We start from the raw sequence: 16,543 nt of genomic DNA, 5'->3' as shown, positions 1-16,543 counted from the left end.
GGCGTCCGGCACCCGGCTGCCGTCCAGCCGTGAACTCGCGGCCGATCTCGGGGTGTCGCGGGGCCTGGTCACCGAGGCGTACGAGCAGTTGACCGCGGAGGGCTATCTGCGCAGCGACCGGGGTGCCGGGACATGGGTCGGCGGGGCCGTCCGGGCCGCCCTCCCCCGCGCGCGGGACCTCGCTCCCCGCCCCCCCGGCGCCCGGGCCGACTTCCTGCCCGGCACGCCCGACCTGTCGCTCTTCCCGCGCGCCGCCTGGTCGGCCGCGCAGCGCGGGGTGCTCGCCGAACTGCCGCACCACACACTGGGATACCCGGACCCGCGCGGGCTGCCCCGACTGCGTACTGCTCTCGCGGAACTGCTGGCCCGTCGCCGGGGCGTGGTCGCGGATCCGGAGCGGGTGATGGTCGTCTCCGGTGTGGCACAGGCGATGACACTGCTCGGATTCGTGCTCCACGCGCGCGGGGTGCGCACCGTCGGTGTGGAGGATCCCGCGAGCCCGGAACACGGCACCCTGTACGCGTCGGCGGGCATCGGCACCGTGCCGCTGCCCCTGGACGACGAAGGGCTGGCCACCGGGCCGCTCCGGGCGTCGGGCGTACGGGCGGTGGTGACGACGCCGGCGCACCAGTTCCCGTCGGGGATCGCGTACTCCGCGCGGCGCCGCACCGAACTCCTCGACTGGGCACGCGCCGTGGACGGGCTCGTCGTCGAGGACGACTACGACGGGGACTTCCGGTACGACCGGGCACCGGTGGGCGCCCTTCAGGGACTCGACCCGGAGCACGTCGCGTACACGGGGTCGGTGAGCAAGTCCCTGGCACCGGGGCTGCGGCTCGGCTGGCTGCTGGTGCCGGAGGCGCTGGCCGAGGAGGCCGTCGAGCGCAAGCGCACGATGGACCTCGGCAACCCCGTCGTCGACCAGGCGCTGCTCGCCCGCTTCGTGGAGCGGGGCGACTACGACCGTCAACTCCGGCGCTGCCAGCGCGCGTACAAGGAGCGCCGCGACACGCTCGTCGCAGCCCTGGAGGACCACTTCCCCGGCGCGGAGGTCTCCGGCATCGCCGCCGGCCTCCACGTCATCGCCACCCTGCCCGACCACTACGGGCCCCAGAACCGCTTCCTGGACCGAACGGCCATGGCTGGCATCGCCCTCCGCCCGCTCACGGCCTACACACGCGCTCCGACGGCGGACGACGTGGTGCGCCTGGTACTCGGATACGCCCACGTCTCCCCGACACGCATCCGAGAGGGCGTGCGCCTGATGGCGACGGCGGTGAAACCGGCCCCGTGAGGGCGCGGGGAACTGCGCGACCAGCCCCCACAACCCGCACGTCGTCCTCCGACCCGCACAACCCCGGCCCAGCCCGGCCCAACCCAGCGGAGCGGATCGTGTTTGTTCACTTGTGGTTTGTGTGCGCGCTGCGGCACACCAGTAAGTCTGGCCCTGCACACTGGTCGAACCCGTCCCAGGAGGCATCCCATGTCACACCGCCCGCCGAACCCGTTCCCCGGCCGCCGCAGCGTCCTGCGCGGCTCGCTCGCCGCGTCGGCGGCGCTCGCCCTGCCCTCTTCCGTCGGCACGGTCCCCGCGTTCGCCCTGTCCGGTCGGCCGAAGGCGCAGTGGGGTGTGCAGGCCGGAGACGTCACCACGAACTCCGGCCTCGTCTGGGTGCGTTCCGACCGTCCCGCGCGCATGATCGTTGAGACCTCCGCGACCGAGTCGTTCCGCAGGGCGAAACGGTGGCACGGCCCGCTCCTGGGCGCCGACACCGACTTCACCGGTACGGTCCCGCTGCGCGGTCTGCCGTCGGGCGAGCAGATCCACTACCGGGTGACGCTGGCCGACCCGGACGACTACCGCCGCACCGGTGAGCCCGTACCGGGCACCTTCCGGACCGCCCCCGCCAAGCGGCGCCAGGGCGTCCGGTTCCTCTGGTCGGGCGACATCGTGGGTCAGGGCTGGGGCATCAACCCGGACATCGGCGGCCTCTACGCGTACGAGGAGATGCGCCGTCTGAACCCGGACTTCTTCCTGTGCAGCGGCGACACGATCTACGCGGACGGCCCCCTGTCGGCGTCGGTGACGCTCCCGGACGGCCGTGTCTGGCGGAACGTCACCACCGAGGAGAAGTCCAAGGTCGCGGAGACCCTCGCCGAGTACCGGGGCAACTTCCGCTACTCGCTGCTCGACGAGAACGTACGCCGGTTCAACGCGCAGGTACCGACGATCACCCAGTGGGACGACCACGAGGTCGTCAACAACTGGTACCCGGGTGAGATCCTCACCGACGCCCGTTACACGGTGAAGGACGTCGACACGCTGGCCTCCCGTGCCCGCAAGGCGTTCAGCGAGTACTTCCCGATCTCCACGCTCCCGTCCACGGGCGAGGACGGCCGGGTGCACCGCGTCGTGCGCCACGGTCCGCTGCTGGACGTGTTCGTGCTCGACATGCGCACGTACCGCAACGCCAACTCCCCGGACCGCCAGCCCGACGACACCAACGGCATCCTGGGCGCGGAGCAGCTGGTCTGGCTGAAGCGGGAGCTGGCACGCTCGCGCGCCGTGTGGAAGGTGATCGCCTCGGACATGCCGCTCGGTCTGGTCGTGCCGGACGGCGCGACGGACATCGAGGCCGTCGCGCAAGGCGACCCGGGCGCGCCGCTCGGCCGCGAGCTCCAGATCGCGGAGCTGCTGCGGTTCGTCAAGCACCGCAGGATCACCGGCACGGTGTGGCTGACGGCGGACGTGCACTACACCTCGGCGCAGCACTACGACCCGTCGCGCGCGGCCTTCAAGGACTTCGCGCCGTTCTGGGAGTTCGTCTCCGGTCCGCTCGCCGCGGGCGGTTTCCAGGCGAACGCGCTGGACGGCACGTTCGGTCCGGACCGGGTCTTCGTCAAGGCACCCGACAGGGCGAACGTCTCGCCGATGGAGTCCCCGCAGTACTTCGGCGAGGTCGACGTCGACGGTGACAGCGGCGAACTGACGGTCCGTCTGCGGGCCACCGGCGGGGCGGTGCTGTTCACGAAGGTGCTTCAGCCGGGGCGTGTGGGCCAGTAGTTCGCGTGCGCGAGGGCCGACGGGTCCACGTTCGAGCGAGCCGGCGGGTCCTCGTACGAGCCGGTCGGCGAGTTCATGTCTGCGCGCGTCGGCAGATTCGCGTCTGCGCGGGGCCGCAGGTCCCGTACCCTCGAACCTCGTGCCGCGTACCGGAGTCATCCCCCGGTGCGCGGCACGGCCGTTGGCCCATTTCTTGGGTTCTCGCAGTTCAGAGCCGATTGTCAGTGGTCGCCTCTACGGTTTTTCCATGACGCGATCTTTGCAGGCCGTGGCCTACACCCGACCCTCCGCGCTGGAGTCCGCACCGGACGGACGGCGCCTGGGACTTGAGACCTCGCGGGGTGCGACGCCCCGTGGCGTGGAGGACCATCCGCGCTTCTTCGCGGGCTTCCTGACGTCGCCTCAGGTGGCCTCGGCGGGTCTGCTCGCGGTGGCCGACGTGGCGGGCGCGCGGTACTACCAGCAGCAGCTGCGGGCCTCGCTGGACCCGGTGGTCACGGGCAACGGCGACCGGCTCCGCTTCGAGTCCTTCTCCGGGTGCGGTGGGGTGTACGCCCGGCTGGACGTCCTGGACACGGGCCTGGACGGCGGCGAGGTGGGCCACGGCACGACGAACGTCGACGTCAACAACCCTTTGCGGGAAGCCCTGTCGAGGATCGGCTCCGACGATCCGCTGCACCTGCGCGTCGGCCCGGACGAGATGGCCGTGACCACCCTTGACGGGCCGGTCGTGGAGAAGAAGGTGCCGCTGCCGGACCGGTGGCTGCGGGGGTTCGCCGAGGCCCAGGTGACAGCGGCCGGCTTCGACCTGCGGGCCGAACTGCCCGCGGCGGAGGCTGTGCGGTTCCTGCGGTCCCTGCCCCGTTCCACGGCGCGTGGCGCCTCCCGGAGCGCTGGATGGGTCGTGCCGGCCGGGCGGGGTCTGCGGCCCACGACCAGACCGGTGCCCGGAGCCGTGTGCCTGCCGGGCCCGGAGCGGCTGATCGCCCTCCAGAGGGTGCTCCGCCACGCGACGGCACTGCGGGTGTACGGTCCTCCGCTCACCGGGCCCGCCGCGGCGGCCAGTGCCTGGGAGGTCGTGCTGCCCGGGATGCGGCTCACTCTGACGCTGTCCCCGGAGGCTTCGCGGGGATTCTCCGGCGAGGGCGGTGTCCTGGACGCGCTGGCCACCGACGAGGCCGCCGAGGACGCGGAGCTGATCTCGGTGCTCCTCGCCTGGGAGCCCCGGATCGACGTCGGGGACCTGTCCGCCGCCTCGGGCCTGCCGGCCGGGCGCGTACGGGCCGCCCTGGTCCGCCTGGGCACCTCGGGACGCGTCGGGTACGACACTGCGGAAGCGGCCTACTTCCACCGCGAACTGCCCTACGACGCCGAGCGCGTGGAGCGGCACAACCCACGCCTGCGCGCGGCCCGGGCACTCGTGGCGGAGGGCGCGGTGGTCCTGGACGGCGCGCTCGGCACGGTGACCGCGCAGGACGGGCACGCGCACCGGGTGCGCGACGACGCGGGGGTACTGAGCTGCAGTTGCCTGTGGTGGGCCAAGTACCGGGGAGGGCGCGGACCGTGCAAGCACGCACTGGCCGTGCGGATGGCGCGCCGGGGAGCGGTGGCCGGACAGACAGAGGTTCTGATCGACGGGGGTGTGCGATGAGCGGTGCGGTGTCGGCGAGTGAGGCGTTGCTGAGGGCTGTGCGGGCCGGGCGGATGGGCGAGGCCGCGGGGCTGCTGGACGGAATGACGGATGCCGAACGGCGGGCCTGTCTGCCCGAGTTGAAGGACCTCCGCAAGGAGTTGCGGGCCGCGCCCTGGGACGCCGCGTCACGGAAGGCGTATCCCGCGCTGCACGCGGCCGGGGCCGCCTGCCACACCGGAGCGGCCGGGACGGCGACCTGGCTCACCGCCGCCGATCTGCGCTGGTCCCAGGCCTCGCCCGGAGTGCTGCTCCATGTGCTGGGCGACCGGGAGCGCGACTGGCTGGGCGACGTGGCGCACCGGCTCGCGGAGCGCCCGCCGCTCGCCCAGGTGCCGTACGAGCTGATGTCGGGCCTGGTACGGCTGTCGGGCTGCCCGGTGCCGACGACCGAGACCTACGTGGTGGGCTGGATCGAACAGGTCGGCAGCCTGTGGCAGCGCGGTGACACCATTCTTCAGCGGCTTCGCCAGGACCCGTACACGGCGGAACTCGTCGCCGCCGTCTTCGAGATCCCGGACATCGGGAGCCGTCTGGACTGGCTGTTCGGTGACGGCCCGGACAGCTGGTTCACCGCGCTCGCGCAGCTCACCCGCGAAGGCGCCCTCGACCGGAAGGCCACGGTCGACGCCTGCGTGGCCCGTCTGCTGCGTGGCGGTGTGCCGTCCGACTGCCGGGTGTTCCTGCGGCTGCTGACGGCACTGGAGCTGACCCGGGACGAGGAGCGGGAGCGGGCCGCCGACTGGCTGGCGCTCGCCTCCGACGCGGCGTCGACGGTCGCCTCGCACGCGCAGTCGGTGCTCGGCTCCCTCGCGCTGGACGGCGAGTTGACGCCCCGGCAGCTCGCGGAGATGTCCGGCGGTGTGCTCTTCCGCACGGAGAAGAAGCTGGTCCGGGCTCAGCTCGTACTGCTCGGGAAGGCGCTCCGGCGCGACCGGTCGAGCGCGGCCGAGCTGCTCCCCGCGGTGGCCCAGGCCTTCGGGCACGAGGACACGGACGTGCAGGAGCGCGCACTGAAGCTCGTCGAGCGCCATCTCACTGCGGCTTCACCGGAGGTGCGGGGCGAAGTGGCCGACGCGGCCGCGGAGTTGAGCCCGGGACTGCGGGTGCGCGCCGCGGAAACGCGGGGCCTGGACGGGGCCGACGGGGTGCCCGAGCCCTATGCGGAGCTGCTCCCGCCCGCGCCCGAGCCGGCTCGGGTCCCGCCCGCACCGGACTCCGCGGTCGAGCTGGCGGAGGAGGTCGGCGCCCTGCTGGCGTCCGGTGGTGACGTGGCGGCGTTCGAGCGCACCCTGGACGGTCTGGTGCGGCATGCCTACCGGGACCGGGAGGCACTGGCCGAAGCCCTGAAGCCGGTGGTCGCGAGACGCTGGTGGGTCGACGCCGACTCGCGGTACACCTCGGTGGACGGGCACTTCCGCGCCGACCTGCACGGTCTGGAGGTAGTGCTCGCGACCCTGCTCGGCCAGGTGAGTACGGCCACGCTGCGCAAGGCCGTCGAACACGGGCCGATGGCTGACCCCTGCGTCCACAGCGCGCTCGCCGCCGCCTTCAACGCCCGTCTGTGGGAAGCGGCCCACCGGCTGCGCACCGACCCGCTGCCGTTCCCGCTGGCCACGCCCACGTGGGAGTCGGGGCTCCTGGGACCGGACGAGTTGGTGGCCCGCCTCGCCGAGTACCGCCGGCTGGACGCCCGGCCCGGGGCTGCCGACTTCACCCAGGCGCTGCTCCGGGTACGACTCGACGACAGCACGTCGGCCACTGTGGCCGCCGAACAGGCAGCGGCGCTCGGCACGGCGGAGGGCAACCGGCTGGCGCTGTGGCTCACCACCGGCGGCCCGTCCATGCTCCGGAGCAGCCGACGGACCTCGGGGGTCCGCATCCTGCTCGAACTCGGCGAACTCGACGGGTTGCCGGGAGAGTTCCCCCCGGCGTTCCGACGGATCGGCCGGCCCGTGGGTCTCTTCGAGGCGCGCGCGTACTGCGTCCACTACTGGGACCGGGCCGAGCGACACCACTGGCTGGCGGTGGTGCCCGGGCGGCCGGAGCTGGTGGCCGCGCGACTGCTGCGCGAACTCTCCTCCGTCGCGGTCGAAGGCACCCGCGGCGATGCCTCCGTACTGCCGCTGCTCGCCGAGGCGCCGGGCGAGGCGGGCGAGGCCGTGCATCTCGGTGTGGCGTACGGGCTGGGCGCGCGTCACCCGGAGGACCGGCTCAGCGCGGTGGACGCGCTGCTGGTGCTGGCCGCGCGGGGGCAGTTGGACACCGAGGGACTCGGCGCGGATCTGGGGCAGCTGATGCGCCGTGGGGCGGTGAAGCCGCTGCGGCTCGCCGAGTCAGTGCGGACCGCTGCGACGACCGGCGCCTACGGCACCGTCTGGGAGATACTCCGCGCCGCGCTGCCCGTGCTGCTCGCGGATCTCGCGACGGACGGCGCCTCCGCGTCCGCCCGAGGCTTCGGGGAGCTGCTGGCCGTCGCCGCCGAGTGCGCCGAACGGACGGGTGCGCGCGGCTACATGGCACATCTCGGACAGGCGGCGGACCGGCGTGGTTCCTCGCGGCTCGTCACCCAGGCCCGCCGACTGCGCGCCACACTGGATCACGGGGTGGCCGCCTGAGCGTAGGCGGGGTGCCGACGCCCGGCCCGACCTGGCCGTTCGGCTGAGCTGTCGGCTCACGTCAGAGGGTCGTAAAAAATGCAACAAAGAGGGCAGAAACACACTTAACCGATCAGTCACAAAGCGTTCGTGATCACGCAACACCCATCCTTCACAGTGGCTGTATGACTCAAGACATGTCTCAAGTGAAGCGTGCGAAAAACGGTCGGCCGGTCCACCACTGGCGCCGGGATCTCGTCGAACTGGCCGCGCTGTTCACGGCGGTGGCGGTGGCCGACGCCGTGGCGAACCTCATCGGGCACGGCCCCGACGGCCCCACCCTCCTCCTGATCTCGGCGGTCGTGCTGGTCGCCACGGCGGGCTTCCACACTTGGTGGTCACGCCGCCACGGCCATGCTCCTCCGACAGGCGATACCGGCTCCCGGCCGTCCGCCGCCGCGCGGACCGCCGGGGCGTCCGAAGCGGACGCGACCGCAACCGGGGCCGTCGCCGGGGAGACCGTGCTGTGGCGGATGCGGACCACCGTTCGCGACGAGCCGGGATCGCTGGCGTCCCTGTGCGCGGCGCTGGCGGGGCAGCGGGTCGACATCCTCAGCCTCCAGACGCATCCGCTGACCGAGGGCACCGTGGACGAGTTCCTGCTGCGTGTCCCCGCGCAGGTCTCGGCCTCCGACGTCACCCGGGCGGTGTCGCACGCGGGCGGCGCCGGCACCTGGATCGAGCGGGCCGACGCCCACGACCTCGTGGACGCGCCCACCCGAGTGCTGGGCCTGGCCACGCGCACGGCCCTGGACGCGGCCGAACTACCATTGGCACTGCGGCAGTTGCTGGGTCGGTGCACGATCCGTTCGCTGCCCGCCGGGTCGGTGCGCGGTGATCGCGCGGACGAAGCGGCGCCCGTCGAGGGTGCACTTGAGGACACTGTGATGCGGCTGCGTGCCCCGGAAGGCGGAGTGATCACTGTGGAGCGGCCGTACCTGCCGTTCACGCCCACCGAGTTCGCGCGGGCCCGGGCGCTGGTCGAGCTGGACGCCCGGCTCGGTCCGCGCGTCCCCCACGGCAAGGACGTCCTGACGCTGCCGCAGGGCAACGACATCACCGTGCGCCGCGCCGACGCCGGTGACGTCGACGCCGCGAAGGCCATGCACGAGCGGTGCTCGTCGCGCACGCTGAGCATGCGCTATCACGGGCCGGTCGGCGACGCCGACAAGTACCTCAACCACCTGCTCAGCCCCCGTTTCGGGCGCACCCTCGCCGTGCAGACCGCGTCGGGGCGCGTCGTCGGGCTCGGGCATCTCCTCTGGGACGGCGACGAGACGGAGATCGCACTGCTCGTCGAGGACGACTGGCAGCGGCGAGGTATCGGCAGCGAACTGCTCGGCCGACTGGTGACGATGGCCGTCGAGGCCGGCTGCGAGAGCGTGTACGCCGTCACGCAGTCGTCCAACACCGGCATGGTCGCCGCCATGCGCGGCCTCGACCTCCCCCTCGACTACCAGATCGAGGAAGGCACGCTCGTCATCACGGCCCGCCTCGACGCGGCATCGGTGAGTTCGCGACTCTCGTACGACCAGGTGCAGCAGCACCGGCCGGAGCACTCCGTGCGGGACTGACGAAGAGCCGAGCGATCGCTTCGCCAGTGCCGCGACGGCTCGGCCCGCGACGGTGGCAGGCCCGGCGAACCTCGCCGGGCCTGCCGCCGTTCCGGCCGGACCCGTCACCCGTCACCCGTCACCCGTCACCCACCCAACGCCCTGTCCAGATCCCGCCAAAGGTCATCCACGTCCTCCAGGCCCACCGACAGCCGCAGCAGCCGGTCGCTCACGCCGCTGTGGCGGCGGTCCTCCGCGTCCACGATGCGGTGGCTGATCGAGGCCGGATGCTGGATCAGCGTGTCGACGCTGCCGAGACTCACCGCCGGGGTGATGAGGCGGACGGCGGCTATCACCTCGTGCGGATCGCCGTGGATCTCGAAGGCGATCATGGCGCCGCCGAGCCGCGGATAGTGGACCCGGGCGACACGCGGGTCGGCGGCGAGGCGCCGGGCCAGTTCGGCGGCGTTCGCGGAGGCTGCACGCACGCGCACGGGCAGGGTCGACAGCCCGCGCAGCAGCAGATAGCCGGCAAGCGGATGCAGCACACCCCCGGTGGCGAACCGGACCTGCCGCAGCCGCCCGGCGAACTCCTCGTCGCAGGCCACCACCCCCGCCATCACGTCACCGTGCCCGCCCAGGTACTTGGTGGCGCTGTGCAGCACGAGCCGCGCGCCCTGTTCGGCAGGGCGTTGCAGCACAGGCGTGGCGAAGGTGTTGTCGGCGAGCAGCGGAACGCTTCCGCAGGCGTGGGCGATCCCCCGCAGATCGAGTTCGGCGAGCGTCGGATTGGCGGGCGACTCGACCAGTACGAGACCGGTGTCCGGCCGCAGGGCATCCGCGATGCCCGCCGGGTCGACCCACGTCACCTCGGACCCGAGCAGCCCTGCCGTCAGCAGGTGGTCACTGCATCCGTACAGGGGGCGTACGGCCACGACATGGCGCAGGCCCATGGCGTTCCGTACGAGCAGCACGGCACTCAGCGCGGCCATGCCGCTCGCGAACGCGACGGCGCTCTCGGTGCCCTCCAGGCGGGCGAGGGCGGTCTCGAAGCGGGCGACGGTCGGGTTGCCGAGGCGGCCGTAGACCGGCGGGCCCTCCGGTTCGGCCCCGTCCGTGGCGAAGGCGTCGATCCGGGCCGCCTCGCCCCGGCTGTCGTACGACGGATAGGTCGTGGACAGATCGATCGGCACGGCGTGCAGCCCCTGCCGGGCGAGATCGTCCCGCCCGGCGTGCACGGCTTCGGTGGCCAGCGCGCGCAGGCCACGGGTAGCCGGGCCCGGCGAGCCTTCGGCGGCCGAGCCCCGCGCGCCGCTCCCCATCGCCCCGGCCGCCGCCTCCCTGGCCGGCATCCCCACGGACACCGCCTCCCTGGCCGTCGCCAGCCCGGTTCCCTCTACGTCGCCACACGTGTCGCGTACATCAACGCTGCCGAAGTCCATGAACAGCAGCCTGAACACCCAACGGGCAATGGGAGCAGAAGTCCGTGTTACGTTCGGACCATGGCCGACTCCGTCGTACTGGACCCGGTGGATCTTCATCTTCTGCGGTTGCTGCAGAACGACGCCCGGGCCACCTACCGCGACCTCGCCGCTCAGGTGGGGGTCGCGCCCTCCACGTGCCTGGACCGGGTGACCCGTCTGCGCCGGGCGGGCATCATCCTGGGGCATCAGCTGCGGCTCGATCCGGCCAAGCTGGGGCGCGGTCTGGAGGCGTTGCTGTCCGTACAGGTCAGGCCGCACCGACGGGAGCTGGTCGGCCCGTTCGTGGAGCGGATCAGGGCGCTGCCCGAGTCCCGAACCGTGTTCCACCTCACCGGGCCCGACGACTACCTCGTCCATGTCGCCGTCGCGGACATGGCGGATCTGCAGCGACTGGTCCTCGACGGCTTCACCGCACACCGCGAGGTGGCCCGCGTCGAGACCCGACTCATCTTCCAGCAGTGGGACTGCGGGCCCCTGCTGCCGCCCGAGCCCGCGGGGACCACGCCCACGGCGAAATCTGGCTGACGTCGGGCCGACATCGGGCCGACGAGGCACAAGGCCCGGTAAACCGGGCTGACGCACCGGCCGTCCCCGTATGAGGATGGCCGCATGTCACAGACGAAGAACCCGCTGCCCCGCGAGGTCGCCGACACCTACGTCGACGAGCTCATCGCCCTCGACCCGGTCACCGGTACGTATCTCGGCGTGAAGGAGAGTTCGGGCTCGTTGCCCGACACCTCGCCCGCCGGCCAGGACGCGCTCGCCGCACTCGCGCGGGCCACACTGGCGCGGCTCGACGAGGCGGAGCGGCAGCCCGGCGCGGACAGTGACATCGAGCGCCGCTGCGCACGCCTGCTCCGCGAGCGGCTCACCGCCGAACTCGCCGTGCACGACGCCGAGGAGAGCCTGCGGGCCGTCGGCAACCTGCACACCGCCGTGCACGCGGTGCGCGAGGTGTTCACCGTGACGCCCACGGACACGGACGAGGACTGGGCCGCCGTCGCCCAGCGGCTGCGCGCCGTGCCGACGGCCCTCGACGGCTACCGCGAGTCCCTCTCCCTCGGCCTGGAGCGCAAGCTGTACGCGGGCCCGCGCCCCACCGCGACGTTCATCGAGCAGCTCACGGAGTGGTCGGACACCGACGGTTCGGGCCGCGGCTGGTTCGAGGACTTCGCCTCGGCCGGACCCGAGCCGCTGCGCTCGGAACTCGACGAGGCCGCGGGCGCGGCGACCGCCGCAGTCGTCGCCCTGCGCGACTGGATGCGCGACGTGTACGCGCCCGCGATCGAGGGCTCGCCGAACACCGTGGGCCGCGAGCGGTACGCGCGCTGGTCTCGCTACTTCAACGGCACGGATCTCGATCTGGACGAGGCATACGCGTACGGCTGGGCCGAGTACCACCGGCTCCTCGCCGAGATGAAGAAGGAGGCCGAGAAGGTCCTGCCCGGCGCCGGGACCCCGTGGGTGGCGCTCGCGCACCTCGACGAGCACGGCAAGCACATCGAGGGCGTCGACGAGGTCCGCGAGTGGCTGCAGGGCCTGATGGACCAGGCGATCGAGGAACTGGACGGCACACACTTCGAACTCGCCGAGCGGGTACGGAAGGTGGAGTCCCGCATCGCCCCGCCGGGCAGCGTCGCGGCCCCCTACTACACGGCACCGTCGGAGGACTTCTCACGCCCCGGCCGTACGTGGCTGCCGACGATGGGGCAGACCCGCTTCCCGGTGTACGACCTGGTCTCGACCTGGTACCACGAAGGCGTCCCCGGCCATCACCTCCAGCTCGCGCAGTGGGCGCACGTCGCCGAGAACCTCTCCCGCTACCAGGCGACCATCGGCGGCGTCAGCGCCAACTGCGAGGGCTGGGCGCTCTACGCGGAGCGCCTGATGGACGAACTCGGCTATCTCAAGGACGCGGAGGAACGCCTCGGCTACCTGGACGCCCAGATGATGCGCGCGGCCCGCGTCATCGTCGACATCGGCATGCACCTGGAGCTGGAGATCCCGGCGGAATCGCCCTTCCACCCGGGCGAGCGCTGGACTCCCGAGCTGGCGCAGGAGTTCTTCGGCGCGCACAGCAGCCGCCCGGTGGACTTCGTGGAGAGCGAGCTGACCCGCTACCTCTCCATCCCCGGCCAGGCCATCGGCTACAAGCTCGGCGAGCGCGCCTGGCTGCTGGGCCGTGAGAACGCGAGGAAGCGCCACGGCGACGCGTTCGACGCGAAGGCCTGGCACATGGCGGCCCTGTCCCAGGGGTCGCTGGGCCTGGACGACCTGGTGGACGAGCTGTCCCGGCTCTGACGGGGACGACGACCGGGCTCACGCGCAACGCAGTTGAGTGCGCTGAGCCCGGTCGACGAACCCCTCAGCGTCGGAACCCGCTCTCCGAGTCGATCACCTGCCCGGTGACCCACTCGGCCTCGTCCGTCGAGAGCCAGGCGATGAGCCGCGCGGGGTCGTCCGGCATTCCCCAGCGCCCGGCGGGGAACATCGCGGCCACGGCCGCGTACGCGTCTCCCGTCATGTAGTCCGTGTCGACGGGACCGGGGTTCACGGTGTTCACGGTCACCGCGTGCTCGGCGAGCGTGGTCGCCAGGGAGCGGGTGACCGAGGCGAGGGCGCCCTTCTGAAGGGCGTACGCGATCTCGTGCGGCATGCCGCCCGCGATGTCCTGACCCGACGTCATCATCACCACGCGCCCACCCGCCGTACGCGGTGGCAGCGCGGCGCGCAGCCGGGCGTAGGCCTGGACGAGGAGGATCACGGAACGGGTGTCGACGGCCCAGTGCGCGTCGAGCATCGCGGCGTCGATCGTGTCGAGCGGGCCGTCCGAGCCGCTGAGCGCGTGGTTGGCGACGAGGATGTCGATCCGTCCGCCGAGCGCGTCGGCGGCCGTGTCGATCAGTTCTGCCGGAGCCGACGGGTCGGAGAGGTCGCCCGGCCCGTCGACGACCCGCGCCTCGGGATCGGCGAGCGCCTCGCGGATTCCGGCGACCACGTCCTCGGGACGATCCGCGCCCCAGGGCATGCCGGCGTCGTGCGGTACGTGGTGATGCGCGTACACACTCGCCCCGAACGCGGCCAGCCGTCGGGCCACGGCATAACCGATCCCTCCGCGTCGGCTGGCGCCGGTGACCAGGGCGGTACGGCCACGCAGCGGGAGGGGATCGCGGCGGAGCGCTTCGGGTGTGGGGGAAGGGAGTTGGGGTGGCATGGCGGTCCATGATGGGCGGCGCCGATGCCGCGCCGCATGTCATTTTCCGCGGCGGGCGGCACGATTCGGCTCGCGCGGGCGAGGCGGTTCAGCTCGTGCAGGCGGCACGATTCGGCTCGGGTGAGCGGGGCCACTCCGCTCGCTTAAGCGGTTGCGAGCGGGCCGTCAGGCGCCGGAGCCAGGACATCATGCCCGCCGCTCGCCCACCCTCACCCGGGGGCAAGTCGCGGCCCCGCCCTCGATCACTGGGCGAGGCCATCCGTCACCGGCCGAAGCCATGCGCCATGGCCCGAGACCGTGCACTACCGGCCGAGGCCATCCGTCACTGCCCGAAGCCGTGGATCACTGCCCGAGCAGCCTCAGTTGCACGAGCCCGATCCACGTCTCGGGCCCCGGCTCGGCGTGCGCCGCCCGCACCGCGTACCGCCCCGGCGCAAGCTCGATCCGCAGATGCCCCGTCTTCGTCGACTCCTCCCCCGGCCACGCCGCGTCGAAGAGCACGACTGGCCCGGGGATCTCCCACCGCACTTCCCGCTCCCACGCCGCGCCCGCGAGGGCGGCCGGAACCCCGGCCAGCAGCTCGCGCTCGGACTCCCCCGCACACCACCGTACGAAGGTGCCGTGCTCCGGGAGATACGCCGTCGCGGCGGGATCCTCACCGAGGACGAGGGCGGTGGTGTTGCCGACGGGCAGCAGGCCGACGAAGCCCTCCACCTCGCACGCTCTGTCGTAGTCGGAGGCGAGCTCGTCGCCGTCGGCCCCCGTCCAGAACGGCAGCACCACTTCCGGTATCGCTATGAGCGGTCCACCGCCCGACTCCACCCACTCGACCGAACTGGGACCCGCGTAACTCGCCATGCCCAGAAGTTACATGGCGCGGCGGGCCAGAATTGACGATTCCTTTGCACTCCGGGCGAGGTGATACACGACTGAGTCCGTACGACGTCCCGACGGCGGCGGTACGACGGTCAGCAGCCGCAGTCCTCCACGCCGGCCGGGGCGGTCAACGGGTCTGCGGCGCGCCGCTCGTGGCCCTCCCAGGTCTCGAACTCGAAGCCCTCGCGCGCCCAGTACTCGAACCCGCCGAGCATCTCCTTGACCTGGAAACCGAGTTCGGCGAGAGCGAGGGCGGCCCGGGTCGCGCCGTTGCAGCCCGGACCCCAGCAGTACGTGACCACCGGCACGGCCTTGTCGAGGAGCTGCTCCGCCTGCTCGGGGATGAGCGCGGTGGGCAGGTGGATCGCGCCGGGCACATGCCCCTGGTCCCAGGACTCCGTGGAACGGGAGTCGAGGACGACGAAGCCGGGGCCGCCGTCGGCCGCCAGCGCGGCGGCGACGTCGGACACGTCGGCGTGGAAGGCGAGACTCGCACCGAAGTAGGCGGCGGCCGCGGCGGGCGACGCCGGCGCGACTCGCAGAACGGGGTTCACGGCGACGGCGTTCCCGGTGATGGCGACGGTGCCGGTGTTCCCGGTGGCGCTGGCGCCGCCCGTCGTGGTGCTGGTCGCGGTCATGGTCCGGCCTTCCCTCCCTGTCCCGCCGACGCCGTCGCACGACGGTCGGTCCGGTGCCTCGTCTGCACCGGCCGCGCGGAACTCCATGACCAGAAATCTACGGTCGGCGATCCGCTTCCTGAAGGAGTGATCCACGGCTCTGCACTTGATCCGCCGGGGATTCCCCTGCTATCCCTCGACCATGACCGCGCATTCCCCGGACGCCACCGACTGGCGCATTCTCGAAGTCCTCCAGCGCGAGGGCCGGGCCAGTTTCGCCGAGCTGGCCCGTGCCGTCTCGATGTCCGCGAGCGCGGTCACCGAACGGGTGCGCCGCCTGGAGGAGGCCGGCGTCATCCAGGGCTATGCGGCGGTCGTGGACCCGGAGAGCCTGGGTCTGCCGATCCTGGCCTTCGTGCGGCTGCGTTATCCGAACGGCAACTACAAGCCCTTCCACGACCTCGTCGCCGCGACCCCCGAGATCCTGGAGGCGCACCACGTCACGGGCGACGACTGCTTCGTCATCAAGGTCGCGACGCGCTCGATGAGCCACCTGGAGGAGGTCTCGGGCAGGATCGGCACACTCGGCTCGGTGACGACGAGCGTCGTGTACTCGTCACCCCTGCCGCGACGCCCCGTCGGCCGCTGAGAGCGACGGCGACCACGCAAGCCCGCGGCCACCGGCACCCGACGCCCCAGCCCATTCCCCGGCCCCAGCCACGCGCACGGTCGGTCAGCCACCCCCCTGCCGAACAACCGACCCCGACCGCCCCTTCACCACCTCCAGCTGCGCATGGATCCGGTGCCTCAGATCGGCGACATGGCTGACGATCCCGACGCTCCGGTCCCGCTCCCGCAGTGAGTCGAGGACGTCGAGGACCTCGTCGAGCGTCTGGTCGTCGAGGCTGCCGAAGCCCTCGTCGATGAAGAGCGTGTCGAGGCGTACGCCCCCGGCCTCGTCGGTGACCACGTCGGCGAGGCCCAGCGCGAGGGCGAGGGACGCGAAGAACGTCTCGCCGCCGGAGAGGGTCGCCGTGTCCCGCTCGCGGCCGGTCCAGGCGTCGACGACGTGCAGGCCGAGGCCGCTGCGGCCCCGCCCGGCCCGGTCGTCGGAGTGGACGAGGGTGTAGCGCCCCGAGGACATGCGCTGGAGGCGCATCGTCGCGGCGGCGGCGACCTGCTCCAGCCGGGCGGCGAGGACGTAGGACTCCAGGCGCATCTTGCGTTCGTTGTCCGCGGACGTGCCGGCCGCGAGCGTGGCGAGGCGGGCCACACGGTCGTACTCCTCGCGCAGCGGCCCCAGTCGGCGTACGGCACCGCCCGCCCGGCGGGTCAGCCGGTCCAGCTCCGCGCAGCGACGGTCGGCCGCGTCACGGGCGGAGGCCGCC

General features: G+C 72.5%; 13 protein-coding genes. 8 read left to right on the top strand and 5 right to left on the bottom strand.

Translation table 11 applies throughout. From position 1 onward, the window contains the following. The 5 genes from O3Q52_RS30570 to O3Q52_RS30550 form a co-directional block, all read left to right on the top strand. Positions 1-1,294: PLP-dependent aminotransferase family protein (locus O3Q52_RS30570; protein ID WP_269651933.1), on the top strand; the 1,294-nt coding region annotated here is incomplete at its 5' end. A gap of 189 nt (positions 1,295-1,483) precedes the next feature. Further along, positions 1,484-3,064 carry an alkaline phosphatase gene (locus O3Q52_RS30565; RefSeq protein WP_269651932.1) on the top strand — a complete coding sequence of 527 codons (1,581 nt, stop codon included), beginning with the start codon at positions 1,484-1,486 and terminating at the stop codon, positions 3,062-3,064. Between the two features lie 247 nt (positions 3,065-3,311). Further along, the gene (locus tag O3Q52_RS30560; protein ID WP_269651930.1) at positions 3,312-4,715 is read left to right on the top strand and encodes an SWIM zinc finger family protein; all 1,404 of its coding nucleotides are present in this window, start codon (positions 3,312-3,314) and stop codon (positions 4,713-4,715) included. Next, positions 4,712-7,372, top strand: a complete 2,661-nt coding sequence (locus tag O3Q52_RS30555; RefSeq protein ID WP_269651929.1) for a DUF6493 family protein — start codon at positions 4,712-4,714, stop codon at positions 7,370-7,372. The genes O3Q52_RS30560 and O3Q52_RS30555 overlap by 4 nt, the downstream gene beginning before the upstream one ends. Before the next feature lie 176 nt (positions 7,373-7,548). Next, positions 7,549-8,985, top strand: a complete 1,437-nt coding sequence (locus O3Q52_RS30550; RefSeq protein ID WP_269651928.1) for a GNAT family N-acetyltransferase — start codon at positions 7,549-7,551, stop codon at positions 8,983-8,985. A gap of 125 nt (positions 8,986-9,110) precedes the next feature. Here the strand turns inward: O3Q52_RS30550 and O3Q52_RS30545 are convergent, their stop codons facing one another. Then, positions 9,111-10,286: a PLP-dependent aspartate aminotransferase family protein gene (locus O3Q52_RS30545; RefSeq protein ID WP_269651934.1), complete on the bottom strand. Its 1,176-nt coding sequence runs from the start codon at positions 10,284-10,286 to the stop codon at positions 9,111-9,113. Positions 10,287-10,466: 180 nt separating this feature from the next. On the opposite strand from O3Q52_RS30545, the gene O3Q52_RS30540 reads away from it, so the two are divergent. Both O3Q52_RS30540 and O3Q52_RS30535 read left to right on the top strand, forming a co-directional pair. Beyond that, positions 10,467-10,973: an Lrp/AsnC family transcriptional regulator gene (locus O3Q52_RS30540; protein WP_269651927.1), complete on the top strand. Its 507-nt coding sequence runs from the start codon at positions 10,467-10,469 to the stop codon at positions 10,971-10,973. Between the two features lie 84 nt (positions 10,974-11,057). Continuing rightward, entirely contained in the window at positions 11,058-12,749 is a 1,692-nt protein-coding gene (locus O3Q52_RS30535; RefSeq protein ID WP_269651926.1) for a DUF885 domain-containing protein, read from the top strand. 64 nt (positions 12,750-12,813) lie between these two features. On the opposite strand, the gene O3Q52_RS30530 is transcribed toward O3Q52_RS30535, so the two are convergent. The 3 genes from O3Q52_RS30530 to O3Q52_RS30520 all read right to left on the bottom strand — a co-directional run bounded on the left by O3Q52_RS30530 (position 12,814) and on the right by O3Q52_RS30520 (position 15,176). Then, entirely contained in the window at positions 12,814-13,662 is an 849-nt protein-coding gene (locus tag O3Q52_RS30530; RefSeq protein WP_269651925.1) for an SDR family oxidoreductase, read from the bottom strand. Positions 13,663-14,004: 342 nt separating this feature from the next. After that, positions 14,005-14,520 (bottom strand): immunity 21 family protein, encoded by a 516-nt coding sequence (locus O3Q52_RS30525; protein WP_269651924.1) that lies wholly within the window; start codon positions 14,518-14,520, stop codon positions 14,005-14,007. A gap of 110 nt (positions 14,521-14,630) precedes the next feature. Further along, complete coding sequence (locus tag O3Q52_RS30520) at positions 14,631-15,176, bottom strand: rhodanese-like domain-containing protein (RefSeq protein WP_269651923.1); 546 nt, start codon at positions 15,174-15,176, stop codon at positions 14,631-14,633. A 181-nt stretch (positions 15,177-15,357) separates the two neighbouring features. On the opposite strand from O3Q52_RS30520, the gene O3Q52_RS30515 reads away from it, so the two are divergent. Next, positions 15,358-15,804 (top strand): Lrp/AsnC family transcriptional regulator, encoded by a 447-nt coding sequence (locus O3Q52_RS30515; protein WP_269651922.1) that lies wholly within the window; start codon positions 15,358-15,360, stop codon positions 15,802-15,804. Positions 15,805-15,888: 84 nt separating this feature from the next. Here O3Q52_RS30515 and O3Q52_RS30510 read toward each other — a convergent pair. Further along, on the bottom strand, positions 15,889-16,543 hold a 655-nt coding region (locus O3Q52_RS30510), incomplete at its 5' end, for an SbcC/MukB-like Walker B domain-containing protein (protein WP_269651921.1).

It is taken from the genome of Streptomyces sp. ActVer, assembly GCF_027270795.1.
GTDB classification, from domain to species: domain Bacteria; phylum Actinomycetota; class Actinomycetes; order Streptomycetales; family Streptomycetaceae; genus Streptomyces; species Streptomyces umbrinus_A.
The sequence above is the reverse complement of the archived record's forward strand: the minus strand, read 5'-3'. Positions and strand labels throughout refer to the sequence as shown.